The 15,218-nt window shown below is 67.3% G+C and carries 13 protein-coding genes; 6 read left to right on the top strand and 7 right to left on the bottom strand.

Translation table 11 applies throughout. From position 1 onward, the window contains the following. Nucleotides 1-398 precede the first annotated feature (398 nt). Together G7Y85_RS17485 and G7Y85_RS17490 are read left to right on the top strand one after the other, a co-directional pair. The gene (locus G7Y85_RS17485) at nucleotides 399-1,871 is read left to right on the top strand and encodes a DUF4331 domain-containing protein (protein WP_206675605.1); all 1,473 of its coding nucleotides are present in this window, start codon (nucleotides 399-401) and stop codon (nucleotides 1,869-1,871) included. A 12-nt stretch (nucleotides 1,872-1,883) separates the two neighbouring features. After that, nucleotides 1,884-2,147, top strand: a complete 264-nt coding sequence (locus G7Y85_RS17490; protein WP_166260364.1) for a hypothetical protein — start codon at nucleotides 1,884-1,886, stop codon at nucleotides 2,145-2,147. Between the two features lie 234 nt (nucleotides 2,148-2,381). Here G7Y85_RS17490 and G7Y85_RS17495 read toward each other — a convergent pair whose 3' ends face one another. From G7Y85_RS17495 to G7Y85_RS17510, 4 genes are all read right to left on the bottom strand, one after another. Beyond that, nucleotides 2,382-3,515 carry a HupE/UreJ family protein gene (locus tag G7Y85_RS17495; protein WP_166260367.1) on the bottom strand — a complete coding sequence of 378 codons (1,134 nt, stop codon included), beginning with the start codon at nucleotides 3,513-3,515 and terminating at the stop codon, nucleotides 2,382-2,384. Beyond that, nucleotides 3,515-4,627 carry a tetratricopeptide repeat protein gene (locus G7Y85_RS17500; RefSeq protein WP_166260370.1) on the bottom strand — a complete coding sequence of 371 codons (1,113 nt, stop codon included), beginning with the start codon at nucleotides 4,625-4,627 and terminating at the stop codon, nucleotides 3,515-3,517. Before G7Y85_RS17500 ends, G7Y85_RS17495 begins: the two co-directional genes overlap by 1 nt. Before the next feature lie 174 nt (nucleotides 4,628-4,801). Continuing rightward, nucleotides 4,802-7,291: an ABC transporter permease gene (locus tag G7Y85_RS17505; protein WP_166260373.1), complete on the bottom strand. Its 2,490-nt coding sequence runs from the start codon at nucleotides 7,289-7,291 to the stop codon at nucleotides 4,802-4,804. Then, the gene (locus tag G7Y85_RS17510; RefSeq protein WP_166260376.1) at nucleotides 7,288-7,965 is read right to left on the bottom strand and encodes an ABC transporter ATP-binding protein; all 678 of its coding nucleotides are present in this window, start codon (nucleotides 7,963-7,965) and stop codon (nucleotides 7,288-7,290) included. The genes G7Y85_RS17505 and G7Y85_RS17510 overlap by 4 nt, the downstream gene beginning before the upstream one ends. On the opposite strand from G7Y85_RS17510, the gene G7Y85_RS17515 reads away from it, so the two are divergent. The 4 genes from G7Y85_RS17515 (at nucleotide 7,925) to G7Y85_RS17530 (ending at nucleotide 12,086) form a co-directional block, all read left to right on the top strand. Then, on the top strand, nucleotides 7,925-8,593 hold the full coding sequence (locus G7Y85_RS17515; protein ID WP_241696250.1) for an arylesterase: 669 nt from the start codon (nucleotides 7,925-7,927) through the stop codon (nucleotides 8,591-8,593). The genes G7Y85_RS17510 and G7Y85_RS17515 overlap by 41 nt on opposite strands. A gap of 85 nt (nucleotides 8,594-8,678) precedes the next feature. Continuing rightward, the gene (locus G7Y85_RS17520; RefSeq protein ID WP_166260382.1) at nucleotides 8,679-9,956 is read left to right on the top strand and encodes an NAD(P)/FAD-dependent oxidoreductase; all 1,278 of its coding nucleotides are present in this window, start codon (nucleotides 8,679-8,681) and stop codon (nucleotides 9,954-9,956) included. Further along, the gene (locus tag G7Y85_RS17525; RefSeq protein WP_166260385.1) at nucleotides 9,941-10,720 is read left to right on the top strand and encodes a DUF1365 domain-containing protein; all 780 of its coding nucleotides are present in this window, start codon (nucleotides 9,941-9,943) and stop codon (nucleotides 10,718-10,720) included. Before G7Y85_RS17520 ends, G7Y85_RS17525 begins: the two co-directional genes overlap by 16 nt. 37 nt (nucleotides 10,721-10,757) lie before the next feature. Then, complete coding sequence (locus G7Y85_RS17530; RefSeq protein WP_166260388.1) at nucleotides 10,758-12,086, top strand: SAM-dependent methyltransferase; 1,329 nt, start codon at nucleotides 10,758-10,760, stop codon at nucleotides 12,084-12,086. Nucleotides 12,087-12,147: 61 nt separating this feature from the next. On the opposite strand, the gene G7Y85_RS17535 is transcribed toward G7Y85_RS17530, so the two are convergent. The 3 genes from G7Y85_RS17535 to G7Y85_RS17545 all read right to left on the bottom strand — a co-directional run bounded on the left by G7Y85_RS17535 (nucleotide 12,148) and on the right by G7Y85_RS17545 (nucleotide 15,171). Continuing rightward, nucleotides 12,148-13,443, bottom strand: a complete 1,296-nt coding sequence (locus tag G7Y85_RS17535) for a citrate synthase (protein ID WP_166260391.1) — start codon at nucleotides 13,441-13,443, stop codon at nucleotides 12,148-12,150. A gap of 16 nt (nucleotides 13,444-13,459) precedes the next feature. Continuing rightward, the gene (locus G7Y85_RS17540; protein WP_166260560.1) at nucleotides 13,460-14,743 is read right to left on the bottom strand and encodes a malic enzyme-like NAD(P)-binding protein; all 1,284 of its coding nucleotides are present in this window, start codon (nucleotides 14,741-14,743) and stop codon (nucleotides 13,460-13,462) included. A 182-nt stretch (nucleotides 14,744-14,925) separates the two neighbouring features. After that, nucleotides 14,926-15,171, bottom strand: a complete 246-nt coding sequence (locus G7Y85_RS17545) for a type B 50S ribosomal protein L31 (protein WP_166260394.1) — start codon at nucleotides 15,169-15,171, stop codon at nucleotides 14,926-14,928. Nucleotides 15,172-15,218 lie beyond the last annotated feature (47 nt).

Below are 15,218 nucleotides of genomic sequence, written 5' to 3' on the forward strand. Positions count from 1 at the left end.
GCAAACGGGGCCGCAATTCTAAACAATCGCGCTGCGATGCGGGAAAACCACCAGAAGCCCGGCGCAGGACGGACGGATTCCCGCCCCGACGCACGAAAAAGGGTGCGCCTGCAAAGCCGCCGGCGCACCCGACCACTTCCATTCAGGCCGACCGATCAGTTCCATCCGACAAGTGAAGCCCGCGCCCGATACGGGCCGCCGCGCCGTTCGGATGCAGGCTGCGAGGTCTCGACACGCGAAGCCGTCGACGCGGACGCAATGCGTGCGCTGCCGTTTTCCGATTCGTGCATCTGCGTCGGCATTCCGGCCGTAAGACCTTCCACCAAGCAACACTTACCAGGGAGAAGGTCGTCATGCGCTCGTTCGGAATTCCCGCGCTCGTTTGTACCGCAATACTGATGCCCGCCGTCGCGACGGCGTCCAGCCATCGTGAAGCGCCGATGATCGCCGGCATGCCGCGCGTCGACGGCAGCGACTTCTACATGTTCAAGTCCTACGAGGCCGGCCGTGGCGGCTTCGTCACGCTGATCGCCAACTATCTGCCGCTGCAGGACGGCTACGGCGGACCGAACTACTTCAAGCTCGATCCGGCGGCGCTCTACGAGATTCATGTCGACAACAATGGCGACTCGGCGGAAGACCTGACGTTCCAGTTCCGCTTCACGAACACCTACAAGGGCCTGGGCGTGCCGACCGGCGCGTCCGGCGGCAATCTCGCGGTACCGCTCGACAACATCGGCACGATCGACGCGGCCGGCGCCAACCTCAATGTCACCGAGAGCTACACGCTGTCGCTGATCCGCGGCAACCGCCGCACCGGCACCAGGAGCGCGATCACCGGCGACGACGGCGCGACGTTCCAGAAGCCGGCCGACAACATCGGCATCAAGTCGATTCCCGACTATGCCGCCTACGCGCAGCAGTTCATCTACGACATCACGATTCCGGGCTGTGCGACCAAAGGTCGCGTGTTCGTCGGTCAGCGCCAGGACGGCTTCGTCGTCAACCTTGGCCAGGTCTTCGATCTCGTCAATCTGAACCCGCTCGGCGCCCGCGATTCCGGTCACAACGCGATCGCCGGCAAGAACGTCACATCGCTGGCGCTCGAAGTGCCGACCAGCTGCCTGACGGCCGGCAACGACCCGGTCATCGGCGGCTGGACGACGGCCAGCCTGCCGCAGTCGCGCGTGCTCAATCCGAATCCGCAGGGTCCGGTCACCAACGGTTCGGCGAAAGGGCCGGCCGTGGAAGGCGGCGCCTACACGCAGGTTTCGCGCCTCGGCTCGCCGCTGGTCAATGAAGTGGTGATCGGCATCACCGACAAGGACAAATTCAACGCCAGCGAGCCGAAGGACGACGTCGCCAATTTCGGTGCCTACGTGTTGTATCCGACGCTGCCGGTACTGGTGAACGCGCTGTTCAGCGTGCCGCCGCCGGCGACGCCCCGCAACGATCTGCTGGCGGCCTTCGTCACCGGCATCACGGCGACCGTCAACGGCCAGCCGTTCAAGTTCACGGCGCCGGCGAATCTGACAGTGCCGGGCGAAATGCTGCGCCTCAATACCTCGATTCCGGCAGAGCCGATCGCGCAGCAGAAGGATCTGGGCTTCCTGGCCTGTGATCTCGCCGGCTTCCCGAATGGCCGCCGTCCATATGACGACGTGGTCGACATCGAACTGACGGTCGTGGAAGGCGCGATCGCCGAGAACGCGCTGAACCTGCAGACCTGTGATGTCAGCGGAGCGACCCCGGTGGTGAAGAACGCCGGTGCGGTGGTCAACGATGGGGCGCTGCCCGACCCTGCCGCCTATCTGACCGTGTTCCCGTACCTGAACACGCCGACACCGGGTTCGGTGGCGGCGACACCGTAAGGAAGACAGCTCATGAACTTTCGCGCTCTCGCCATCGGTACCGCGATCGCTGCCTGCACGCTGTTCGCCGGCTGCTATCACCCCGACGATACCGGCACCGACAACGGCGATGGTACGCCGCCGTCGCAGACCACGGTCGGCGATCTGGCCACCGGCCAGATCAAGAACAAGACCTGCGATCAGGGCACGCCGGCTGCGATCAACGACCTGAGCATCGTCGACAGCGACGCTGCCGTCGATGTCTCGACGCTCACGCCGGGTTGCACCGGCGGCTGAATCGGACGCTTGCCAAGCTTGACCTCCGGGCCCGTTCGCGGGCCCTTTTTTTGGCCGACGCTGTGGCGCCGTGCGCGCAGTGTCATCGCTCGGCGCAGACATGTGCCCGATGCGCGACGCCGGCCCGACAGGGCGCCGGCATCCACCGCCGGCGGCGTATCCGCAGGATGCCGTCATGCCCGGCCGGATCGTCGGCGCGCAAGCGTCGCGCGAACGGCCGCAGCGCCAGCTTCGTCAGAACGGCAGCAACTTGACGGCGAAGGCGCGCTCGATGAACCACAGCACGCCGATCGTCGTCACCAGCAACGAACCCGGCACCAGCACGAAATGGCGGTAGATCCGCGAGTGGCGGAACACGAAGCTCACGGGAATCACGGTCGCGACCAGCGACAGCTGTGCCGCCTCGACGCCGAAGTTGAAGGTCGCGATTGCCCAGACGCGGCCGCTGACCGGCAGGCCGAGATCGATGAGCGCACTGGCGACCGCCAGGCCGTGAATCAGGCCGAAAGCCGCAGCGATCGCCGCCAGGCGTCGATGCACCATCGGCACCAGGTTGTTGAAGCCTGCGAATGCGACTGTCGCCGCGACGCCGGACTCGATGAGCCGCGACGGCCAGTGCACCCAGCCGAGTGCGGCAAGGCTCAGCGTCGTCGCGTGCGCGAGCGTGAACGCGGTGACGATGCCGGCAGTGTGCCAGAGCGCGCCGCGCAGCCCGGGCGCCGCCTGCCAGCCGCCACCGCGCGTGCGCCACAGCACGGCCGGGAGAAACAGGCCGGCGAGGAACAGCATGTGATCGAGGCCGGTCCAGACGTGCCACAGGCCTTCGTGAAAATAAGTTCTGGCGACGCGCCACATCGACTGCGCGCCGTCTCCACCGAAGTCGGCTTCGCCGGTTTCCGGCCCGAGCACCGAGGTATAAAGCGCCTTGCCGAGCTGCAGCGTCAGCAGGCCGCGATGCTGGCGATCGAGGTCGAACAGCAGCGAGTAATCGATGGCCAGCGTCGTCACCGACTGCGGGCAGCGACCGGCCAGATCGAGCGCGGCATAGTGGCCGTCGGCATGTTCGGCGATGCGCAGCTGCGTGACCTGCAGAGAGCAGCGTGCGCCGTCGCTGCGCAGGACCAGATGCGCAAGCGCGTAATCATCGATGCGTGCCTGCGATTGGCGGACTTCGCCCCAGGTCAGCGCGTCGTTGCCGTCGCTGTCGAGGCCGATCGCCGCATCCAGATCGCGCAGCGCGATGTCCCAGCGGCCCTGCAGCTCGTCGCCGCGGCTCTGCAGTTGCAGATAGCTGCTGCTCGACGAATGCGCCGACACGGCGCCGGCGAACAGGCCGAGCGCCACGGCGAAGCGGCGGGCACCGCGCATCACGAGCCGCCGCCCGGCAACTGTGCGGCGAGGCGATGCAGGCGCGGATCTTCGATGCCGGTCTGCTTCATCCATTCGAGCACCGGCCGGGCGGCGTCCGGCGCACGGGCGGCCACGGCGCATTCGAGGAAGATGCGCGCATCGAGCGGTTCGCGCTGCACGTTCCAGTTGCCGACCGCCAGCTTCAGCGCGGCGTCCGGATCGTGGCGCAGCTCCAGCAGATACCGCGCTTCCTCTCGGCGGTGCGTGGCCTCACCGCGCGCACGTGTCGCGGCAAAGCGTTCGCCGAGCATCTCGATGTGTTTCTTTGCGGAAGCCTGCGAGGCGGCGTCCGGCAACTGCGATTCGGCGAGCGTCAGACGCAGCAGCGCATTGTTGTTGCGCGTTTCATTGCGCAGCCGCTCGACGACCGCGGCCGGTTCGTGCTGATCGAGCAGGAAGTCGGCTTCCGCGACCTGGAAATACGGATCGTGATCGCCGGCTGCAGCGATCGCGGCGCGGGCGCGGTCGAATGCCGCGCGCGCGTCGTCGTCGTGCTCCATGCGCGCGTTGATCTCGGCCGCGAGTGTCAGGCCCCAGCTGCGCTGGTCGAACGGAATTCCCGCCGACACCTGCGTGTTCAGCGCGGCGAGCGTGCGCAAGGCGTGTTCGGCCTGACCTTGTTCGCTGAGTGCAGCCGCTGCACAGCTGCCGATGATCGGCACGCTGGCCTGACCGATCAGCGCCGTGCAGTCGCGCTGCGCGTCGCGCGGCCGGCCCTGCACCAGATGGATGACCGCGCGCGTCAGCAGTGCCGGTGCATAGGCCGGTTCGCGCTGCAGCAGCGCGTCGAGTTCGGCGCGTGCGCCGTCGAAATCGTGACGCTGCTGGCGCAGCACCGCGCGCAGCCAGGCGATCTCCAGCGGCGGTGCAGGCGTCGCGTCCCAGGGCGCCAGGGCCGCCTCGGCATTGCCGTAGAACCGTGGATCGGCCTGCTGTCGGCCGAGCTCGATCGCCAGGCGCGCGTAGGCGATGGCGGCCGCGGCATCGTTCGGCGTCGCTTCCGCGCGCATGCGGGCAGCCTTCAGTTCGCGCAACTGCGGACTGGAGATCGCCGCTCGTTCCAGCACCACGGCGTCGTCGCCTGGCTGATAAGCGGGGACCGAATCGAGTGCGCGCGCCGGCGTTGCGCAAAATGTCGCGCACAGGCCCATCAGGGCCAACGTCCCGTGCAGCCGTGTCCGGTGGTGCATCTTTCCTCGATCGTTTGCGCAGATACGGCGCGCAGCCGACCGCGGATGCATCGGCTAACTCTGTCGCAGGACCGTGTTCGGCGGGGTGCGCAGCGTGCTGCGCAGCGACAGCCAGCCCAGTCCGCAGACGACGACGGCGCCGCTCGCGGTGCCGATCAGCCACAGCAGCGGGCGCGGGCCGTAGGCGATGTGAAAGACGTTCGCCGCCAGCACCCAGGCGAGCGTCTGCGCGGCGATCGCGGCAACGCCGCCGGCCAGGGCGCCGATCACTGCGTACTCGGCGATCAGGCCGCGCGCGATCAGGCCGGTACCGGCGCCGAGCGTGCGCAGCAGGGCGGTTTCCCGCACGCGCTCACTGCGCGTGCCCTCGATGGTTGCCAGCAGCACCGCGAGTCCGGCGGCCAGCGTGAAGGCGAAAATGAACTCGACGGCGCGGACGATGCGATCGACGATGCCGCGTACCTGCGCCATCAGCGCGTCGATGTCGAGCACGGTCACGTTCGGAAACTGCGTGACCAGCTGGCGCAGCAGCGCACGCTGTTCATGCGGCAGATAGAAGCTGGTCAGATATTGCCGCGGCACGAGATCCGACACGGCACCGGGCGGCGCGAGCAGGAAGAAATTGGGCTTGAAACTGTCCCAGTCGACGGTGCGGAAACTGCTGACCGTGAAGGTCTGCTGTTCGCCGGCAAAATCCAGGGTCATGGTGTCGCCGAGCTTCAGGTTCAGCCGCTCGATCGCATAGGCGTCGGCGGACAGCAGCGGCTTGCCGCGGCCGGCTTCGCCCCACCACCGACCCTGGGTGATGCGATTGTCCGGATTGAGCGTCGTGCTCCACGACAGATTGAAGTCGCGATTGATCCAGCGCTGCGTTTCGGGATCGGGGAACGAATCGGCGGTGACCGGCTTGCCGTTCAGGGCGATCAGGCGGCCGCGCGCCATCGGCCAGAGTTGCAGGTCCGCATAGCCGTGCGCGGCGAAGAACGATTTCAGTGCGTCCAGCTCTTCGGTCTGGACGTTGATCAGGAACTGGTTGGGGGTGTCCGGCGGCAGTTTCTTCTGCCAGCTCGACAACAGATCTTCGCGGACGACCGAAACCAGCAGCAGGGCGAGCAGCGCCAGACCGAGTGCGGTGACTTGCGCGATCGTCGCGCCGCGGCGCCGCGCGATATTGCCGAGTCCGAAGCGCCAGGCAAAACCGCCGCCACCGGCGGCTCGACGCAGCGGCGTCAGCAGACGTACCAGCAGCCAGGCGCAGGATGCCAGCGCGAGCAGCGCACCGCCGGCGCCGGCCAGCACCCAGCCGGCCAGCCGGACGTCGCCGGTCGCCAGCCACAGCAGCGCGGCCGCGGTTGCCATCGCGATCAGGGTGATCGCGCGCGTCGCGGTCGATCCGCTTTCGCTGCGCTGGAACACGCGCAGCGGCGGCGTGTTGCGCGCGGCCAGCATCGGCGGCGCGGCGAAGCCCAGCAGCAGCAACAGGCCCAGCCCGGCGGCTTCGAGCAGTGGCAGCAGCGGCGGTGGCGGCAGGTCGAGCTTCAGCAGATCGCCGAGCGCGCGCGCCAGCAATTCCTGTGCGCCGTACGCGAGCAGCGCGCCGGCGGCACCTGCGGCCAGACCGAGCAGCAGCAATTGCAGCAGCAGCGCGCGTGTGAGGAAGCCGCGCCGCGCGCCGAGGCATTTGAGCAGCGCGATCTCGTCGCGCAGCTTCTCGCCGTACTGGCGCGCCGACAGTGCAACCGCCGCGCAGGCGAGCAGGGTCGCAGCCAGTACCGCGATGTCGAGGAACTGCCCGGCGCTGCGCGTCGAGTTGCGCAGTTCGGGACGCGCGTCCTGCGGCGTCGTCAGCTTGACGCCGTCGGCCAGCGGTTCGGCGCGCAGTCGCGCCAGGGCATCGCGCGCGCCGCTGACGCCGAGCTCGTATTGCGCGCGGCTGCCGACACCGAGCAGGCCGCTGGCGGCGAGATCGTCGGCATTGATCAGCAAGCGCGGCGCGAGATCATCGAAGCCGGCGCCCTTGCCGGGCTCGTCGGTGATCACGCCACGCAGCTTCAGATGCAGGCGACCGAGTTGCAGTTCGGCGCCGGGCTGCAGCTGCAGGTCCTGCCAGAGTCGCGCATCCGCCCAGGCTTCGCCCGGTGCCGGTACGCCATGGGCGGCATGACCGTCCTCGAACGGCGCCGCGGCGAGCGTGATCGCGCCGCGCAGCGGATAGCCGCTGCCGACCGCCTTCACCGACGCCAGTGCGGAGTTGTCGCCGGCGAACACGACGCTGCTGAACAGGGTGGTGGCCGTGCCGTGCAGGCCCAGCGCATCGATGCTGGCCTGCAGACTGGCCGGCAGCGGATCGCGTGCGCGATAGACGAGGTCGGCACCGAGGGTGTCGCCGCTCTGTTCGCCGATCGCCAGGCGTACGCGCTCGCTGAACAGATGTACGGTGCCGGTCGCAGCGACGGCGATGATCAATGCCAGCATCACGATCAGCAGTTCGCCGGAACGCCAGCCGCGCCGCAGACGACGCCAGGCAAACGCGAAGACGTTCATTGCGCCTGCACGCGGCCGGACGCCAGCGTCAGCCGGCGACCGCAGCGCGCTGCCAGCGTCGCATCGTGCGTGACCAGAACCAGGGTCGTGTTGCGCGCGCGGTTGAGCTCGAACATCAGCTCGATGATGTGGCCGCCGGTGATCGTGTCGAGATTGCCGGTCGGCTCGTCGGCGAACAGGATCTGCGGCTCGCCGCAGAACGCACGCGCCAGCGCGACGCGCTGTTGTTCGCCGCCGGACAGTTGTTGCGGATAGTGGCCGAGGCGCGCCGACAGGCCGACGCTTTCGAGTGCGGCGGTTGCCCGCGCGCGCGCGTCGCCGAGGCCGGCGAGCTCGACCGGCAGCATCACGTTCTCCAGCGCGGTGAACCCGGCGAGCAGCTGAAAGGACTGGAACACGAAACCGACGCGACCGGCGCGCAGCGCGGCGCGGGCGTCTTCGTCGAGTCCGTTCAACGACGTGCCGGCCAGTGCGATCTCGCCGCTGCTCGGCAGGTCGAGTCCGGCGAGCAGCGACAGCAGCGTGGTCTTGCCGGAGCCGCTGCTGCCGACGATCGCCAGCGATTCGCCGGCTGCGACATCCAGATCGACATGATCGAGGATCGTCAGCGGCTGGCCGCCGCTGCTAACCTGCTTGCTCACTCCGCTTGCGCGCACCGCGCTGCTCGATGCCATGTTCAAACGCTTCCTGATCTGTGGATTGCTGCTGGGCTTTGCCGCGTCGGCGCAGCCGGCGCCGGCCACCGCGAAGGCGCCGGTCTGGCTGGTGCTCGGCGACAGCCTCAGCGCGGCCTACGGCATTCCGCAGTCGGCGGGTTGGGTGAGCCTGCTGCAACAGCGGCTGGCCGAGCGAGGCTATCGCGCACAGGTGATCAATGCCAGCGTCAGCGGCGAAACGACGGCCGGCGGCCTGACGCGCCTGCCGGCCCTGCTCGAACACCACCATCCGGATGTGGTCCTGATCGAACTCGGCGGCAACGACGGCCTGCGTGCCCTGCCGATTGCCCGGCTGCGCGACAATCTGCAGCAGCTGGTGTCGCTGAGCAGGAAGGCCGGCGCCACGCCGGTCCTGTTCGAAATGATGCTGCCGCCGAATTACGGCGAGGAATACGTCTCGGCCTTCACGGCGAGCTTTCACCAGATTGCAAAGCTCGACCGCCTTGCGCTGGTGCCATTCCTGCTCGCGCCGATCGCCGCCGATCGCGACGCGTTCCAGGCCGACGGGATTCACCCGATCGCCGCGTCCGAGCCGAAAGTGCTCGACGCGGTATGGCCGACGCTGGAACCGCTCGCCCGTCGTTAGGGGGGCGCGCCGCGGCGACGCGGATGCATCCGCGCGACCGCGGCGCCCGTATGGGAGACATTCCGCGTCAAACCTCAATGTCTCCATGAAAATTGCCGTCATCGGCTCCGGCATCGCCGGTCTGTCGACCGCCTATCTGCTCGCCCGCCGCCACGAGGTCACGGTCTTCGAACAGGACGATCGTCCGGGCGGGCACACCAACACCGTCGACGTGCAGACGCCGGACGGCGTGCTGGCGATCGACACCGGCTTCATCGTCTGCAATCCGGTCAACTATCCAAACTTCTACCCCTTGCTCGATGAACTGGGCGTGCCGCGCCAGGACACCGACATGTCGCTGGGCGTTTCGGTCGACAACGGCCGCGTCGAATGGGCCGGTGACGAAAATCTGCTGAAGGTATTCGCGCAGCCGTCGCTGATGTTCTCGCCGACGCACTGGAAAATGCTGTCGGCGATCACGCGCTTCAATGCGCAGGTCAAGCGTCTGCTCGCCGAAGACGCACTGCCGGACATCACGCTTGGCGAGTTCCTCGAACGCGAAAACTATCCGATGAGTCTGCGCGTGCGTTACGTTGCCGCCATGGCCGGCCCGATCTGGAGCACGTCGACGGCGGGGGTGATGCAATTCCCGCTGCCGGCGTTCGCGCGCTTCTTCGATTCGCACGGTCTGCTCAATGTCTACGAGCGGCCGCAGTGGCAGACCGTGCTCGGCGGTTCCCGCCGCTATCTGCGCGCCTTGTGCGACAAGTTCACCGGCACGCTGCAGCTGTCGACGCCGGTGACCGGCCTGCGCCGGCGCGCCGGCGGCGGCGTCACGCTGAGCGCCGGCGGCGACGAACACGAATTCGATGCCGTGGTCTGCGCCGCGCATTCCGATCAGGCACTGCGCTTGCTGGGCGACGCCGACGATGCCGAACGCGCCGTGCTCGGCGATGTGCCCTACGCCCGCAATCGCGCGTATCTGCACACCGACGTCGGCCTGATGCCGCGCCGCCGCCGGGCGTGGTCGAGCTGGAACGCGCTGCTGACGCAGGACGTGCTCAGCGACGATCCGATCGGCGTCAGCTACTGGATGAACCAGCTGCAGCGCCTGCCGAGCACGACGCCGTATATCGTCTCGCTCAATCCGCCGCGCGAGCCGGAACCCGGCTCGGTGCTCTACCAGACCGACTACTGGCACCCGCAGTACGAGCCGAAGACGATCCGTGCCCAGCAGCGCCTGCCGCAGATCCAGGGCGCGCGCGGCATCTGGTGGGCGGGCGCCTGGACCGGCTACGGCTTTCACGAAGACGGACTGAAATCCGGATTGCGTGCCGTCGCCGGCATCGACGCGGACTGTCTGCCGGGATGGGCCGTCTTGTGAGCGGCCGCGAAGACGCCGCGCTGCTGTATCGCGCGACCGTGATGCATCGCCGTCATGTCGCGCCGTTCTACCGCTTCGTGTATCGCGTCTTCTACCTGCTGGTCGACATCGACCGGCTCGACGAAGCGGCCACCGGCATGCGCCTGTTCTCGCACAACCGTTTCAATTTGCTGGCGCTGCACGATCGCGACCACGGCGATGGCCAGGGGCTGCGTGTCTGGGCCGAGCGCGTGCTGCGGGCCCATGAGGTCGAACTGGCCGGCGGCCGCATCCGCCTGCTGGCGTTCCCGCGCGTGCTCGGCCGCGTCTTCAACCCGATCAGCCTGTGGTACTGCGAACACGCCGATGGCTCGCTGCGCGCCGTGATTGCCGAGGTCAACAACACCTTCGGCGAGAAGCACAGCTACGTGCTCGCATCCGGCGGCGCTCCGATTGCGTATGGAGAGGCGAAGGAGAAGGAAAAATGCTTCCACGTCTCACCGTTCTTCGACGTCGCCGGGCGTTACCGCTTCGAGCTCAGCGAGCCCGACGCGCGGCTGCGGGTCGCGATCCGGCTGCAGTCGGCCGGCGCACCGCGGCTCGACGCCGTGATCAACGCCGAGCGCAGGACGCTGGGCGATGCCGCGATACTGGGGCAGGTCGCCCGCCTGCCGCTGCTCGCGCTCAAGGTCGTGCTGGCCATTCACTGGCAGGCCCTGAAGATCTGGCTGCGCGGCGGCGTCTTCCATCGCAAGCCGACGCCGCCTTCGCTCGACATCAGCTGAATACCTGCCGTCCCACTTCGCCGTGTGGAGTTTCCAGATGAGTGACCCCGATCTGCCGCGTCAGACCGAACTCGATCGCCTGCTGCCTGGCGACGGCTTCTCGCCGGAGCTGCCGAAGGCGCTGCAGCCGAGAGCAAAGCGCGGCGCGGCCGTCGGCCTGGGCCTGCGCGTGCTGCTGTACATGCTGCGCGGCATGCGCGTCGGCAGCTTCGACGTGCATCTGCCGAACGGCGATGTCCGCCATTTCCGCGGCAGCGAAGCCGGCCCGCACGGCGTGCTCAACATCCGCTCGAAGCGGATCATCGGCCATGTGCTGAAGGGTGGCGAAGTCGGCTTTGGCGATGCCTATCTCGACGGCTGCTGGGACTCGCCCGATCTCGCGGCGCTGCTCGGCGTGCTCTATCTCAACGAGCCGCACTACAAGGGCCCGTACGAGAAGAACCTGCTTGGCCGTTTCGTCGGCTGGCTCAAGCACAGGCTGAAATCGAACACCAGGAAAACCGCGCGCAAGAACATTGCGTATCACTACGATCTGGGCAACGACTTCTACAAGCTCTGGCTCGACGACACGATGGCGTATTCGTCCGCCGTGTTTGCACGGCGTGGTGCATCGCCGGGCGGCCCGTCCACCGGGTTCACGCACGAGCCGAACGAGACGCTGCGCGACGCACAGCTCAACAAGTTTCGCGAGATGGCGCAGCGCCTCAAGCTGCAGCCGCATCATCACCTGCTCGAAGTCGGTTCCGGCTGGGGCGGCTTCGCGATCTACGCGGCGCAGACCAGCGGCTGCCGGGTCACGTCCATCACGCTGTCGGCCGAACAACTCGCCGAGGCGCAGAAGCGCGCCGCCGCCGCCGGCGTTGCCGATCGCGTCACGTTCGAACTGCGCGACTATCGCGACGTGCGCGAGACTTACGATCGCGTGGTCTCGATCGAAATGTACGAAGCCGTCGGCGAGGAATACTGGCCCGGCTACTTCGAGATGCTGCACGACGCGCTCAAGCCGGGCGGCATCGCCGCGATCCAGGGCATCACCATCAGCCCGAAGATCTTCGACGAGTATCGCAGCAAGCGCGATTTCATCCAGAAATACATTTTCCCCGGCGGCATGCTCAGCCCGCCGGGTCACTTCCAGGATCTGGCGATCGCCGCCGGCCTGAAGCCGGAAGATGCGCGCTTCTTCGGCACCGACTACGCCGACACGCTGGCGATCTGGCATCGCAATGTGATGGCCGCGCGCGACGCGATCGTCCGGCAGTTCGACGAGCGCTTCCTGCGCATGTGGCGGTACTACCTCGCGTACTGCGAGTGCGGCTTCCGCGTCGGCAGCATCGACCTCATGCAGATCACGCTGCGACGCGGCTGAGTCTGCGGCACAAACGAAAAGCCCTCCGCATGGAGGGCTTTTCGCTGCAGCGGCCTGGCGACTAGCGCTTGTCGAGGGCGCTGACGTTGCGCTCGCCGGCGCCGGTGTAGACCTGGCGCGGACGGGCGATGCGCAGGGTCGGGTCGGAGACCATCTCGATCCAGTGCGCGACCCAGCCGACGGTGCGGGCGATCGCGAACATCGGCGTGAACATGTTCACCGGGATACCGAGCGCCTTGTAGATGATGCCCGAGTAGAAGTCGACGTTCGGGTACAGCGCGCGGCTCTTGAAGTAGTCGTCCGACAGCGCGATCTCTTCGAGCTTGAGCGCGAGTTCGAGCTGTGGATCGTTTTCCTTGCCGAGGTGCTTGAGGACCTTGTGGCAGTGCTCGCGGATGATGGTCGCGCGCGGGTCGAAGTTCTTGTACACGCGATGGCCGAAGCCCATCAGGCGCACGCCGGACTGCTTGTCCTTGACCTTGTCGAGGAAGCTGGCGACGTTCTTCACGCTGCCGATCTCGCCGAGCATCTTCAGCACGGCTTCGTTGGCGCCGCCGTGCGCCGGGCCCCACAGCGCGGCGATGCCCGAGGCGATCGCGGCATACGGGTTGGTGCCGGTCGAGCCGGCCATGCGCACCGTCGAGGTCGAGGCGTTCTGCTCGTGGTCGGCGTGCAGGATGAACAGCACGTCGAGCGCCTTGGCGGCGACCGGATCGACGTGATACGGCTCGGCCGGCACGGCGAACATCATGTGCATCAGGTTGCTGCAGTAATCGAGATGATTCTGCGGATACATGAACGGCTGGCCGAAGTAGCGCTTGTACGCCGCCGCCGCGATCGTCGGGATCTTGGCGATCATGCGATGCGCGAAGATCTCCTGGTGACGCGGGTCCTTGTGGTTCGAGGTGTCGTCGTAGAACGCCGACAGCGAGCCGACGACGCCGGTCAGCATCGCCATCGGATGCGCGTCGTAGCGGAAGCCGTTGAAGAAGCTCTTCAGCGACTCGTTGATCATCGTGTGCTTGCGGATGCTCTGGTCGAAGGCCTGCAGCTGCGTCGCGTTCGGCAGCTCGCCGTTGAGGACCAGGTAAGCGACTTCGATGAAGGTGCACTGCTCGGCGAGCTGGGCGACCGGATAGCCGCGGTACAGCAGCACGCCTTCGTCACCGTCGATGTAGGTGATCGACGACTGCGTCGAGCAGGTCGACGAGAAGCCCGGGTCGTAGGTGAACACGCCGGCCTTGCCGTAGACCTTGCCGACATCGAGGCCGACCGGGCCCAGCGTGCCGCTGACGGCGGGCAGATCGATCTTCTCGCCGTTGGCGTTGTTGACCAGACTGAAGCTAGGCGTGCTCATGATGACCTCGTTCTCTTCAAGCGGTGTGTAATCGGGACGGTGGCGGATACGGCAGCTGCGCGACGCCGCTGGCGACAGCCGCACGGGCCACGGCCGGCGCAACGACGTCACGCAGGCGGGGGTCGAGCGGCTTGGGGATGATGTATTCCGGACCGAACGGCAGGGATTTTAACCCATAAGCGGCAAGGACTTCGGCCGGAATCGGTTCGCGCGCCAGCGCCGCCAGCGCCTGCACCGCGGCGATCTTCATCTCGCGGTTGATGACGCGCGCGCGGACGTCCAGCGCCCCCCGGAACAGGAACGGGAAGCACAGTACGTTGTTGACCTGGTTCGGGTAGTCGCTGCGACCGGTGGCCATGATCAGGTCCTTACGCACTTTCAGTGCCACTTCCGGCCGGATCTCGGGCACCGGGTTCGACAGGGCGAAGACGATGGGTCGCTCGTTCATCAGCATCAGCCATTCGTCGCGCACCAGATCGGGGCCGGACAGACCGATGAAGACGTCGGCGCCGGCCAGCGCGCCGGCCAGGGTGCGGCGCTCCGACGGTTCGGCCGCGAACTCGCGCTTCTCGGGGTTCAGGCTCGCGTAGTCGTCGCGGCCGGTGTGGATCACGCCCTTGCGGTCGACCAGCAGCAGGTTTTCGCGGCGCGCGCCCAGATCCAGTGCAAGGCGCATCGACGCGATGCCGGCGGCGCCGGCGCCGAGACAGACGATGCGCGCGTCCTCGATCCGCTTGACCTGCAGTTCCAGCGCATTGAGCAGGCCGGCGCAGAGCACGATCGCCGTGCCGTGCTGGTCGTCGTGGAAGACCGGGATGTCGCAACGCTCGATCAGCGCGCGCTCGATCTCGAAGCAGGCCGGCGCGGCGATGTCCTCGAGGTTGATGCCGCCGAAGGTCGGACTGATGCGCGCGACCGTGTCGATGAATTCCCGCGGGTCCTTCGTGTCGACTTCGATGTCGAACACGTCGATGTCGGCGAATTTCTTGAACAGCACGGCCTTGCCTTCCATCACCGGCTTGCCGGCCAGCGCGCCGCAGTCGCCGAGTCCGAGCACGGCGGTGCCGTTGGAGATGACCGCGACCAGATTGCCCTTGGCGGTGTAGCGGTAGGCGTCGGCCGGATCGGCCTGGATCGCCAGCACCGGTTCGGCGACGCCGGGGCTGTAGGCCAGCGACAGATCCTCCGGTCCGTTCACCGGCTTGGTGACGGCGATGCCGAGTTTTCCCGGCGTCGGCAGCGCGTGATAGTCGAGCGCCGCCTGGGCGGCTGACACGAAGGGGGAAACCGGTGCGTTCATGATCGGCGCAGCGCGCGCGGCCTGCGTGCGGAAAGGGGCGCGCATTGTCGCGACCTCGCCGGTGCGGCGACAGGGCCGGTGCCCGGTGTCGCGATTGGCGCTGCAGCCAAGCCTGACGGCAGGCGCCGGAAACGACGAAGCCGCGCAGGAGCGCGGCTTCGGGGACCAGCAAACAGCGGTTCTTACTTCTTGGCGCCGTAACGCGCGTTGAACTTGCCGACGCGGCCACCGGTGTCGATGACCTTCTGCTTGCCCGTGTAGAACGGGTGCGAGAGGCTGGAGGTATCGAGCAGCACGGCCGGATACTCGACGCCGTCGACCGTCAGCTTGTCCTTCGTCTTCACCGTCGAGCGGATGATGAACACGTGATCTGCGGAACCGTCCTTGAATGCGACCGGGCGATACTCGGGATGGATGCCGTCTCTCATGGGAAAACCTGTACGGAAAAGCGCGAAAGGGCGCGAATTGTAATGAA

The organism is Solimonas terrae, assembly GCF_011067135.1.
Lineage (GTDB): Bacteria > Pseudomonadota > Gammaproteobacteria > Nevskiales > Nevskiaceae > Solimonas > Solimonas terrae.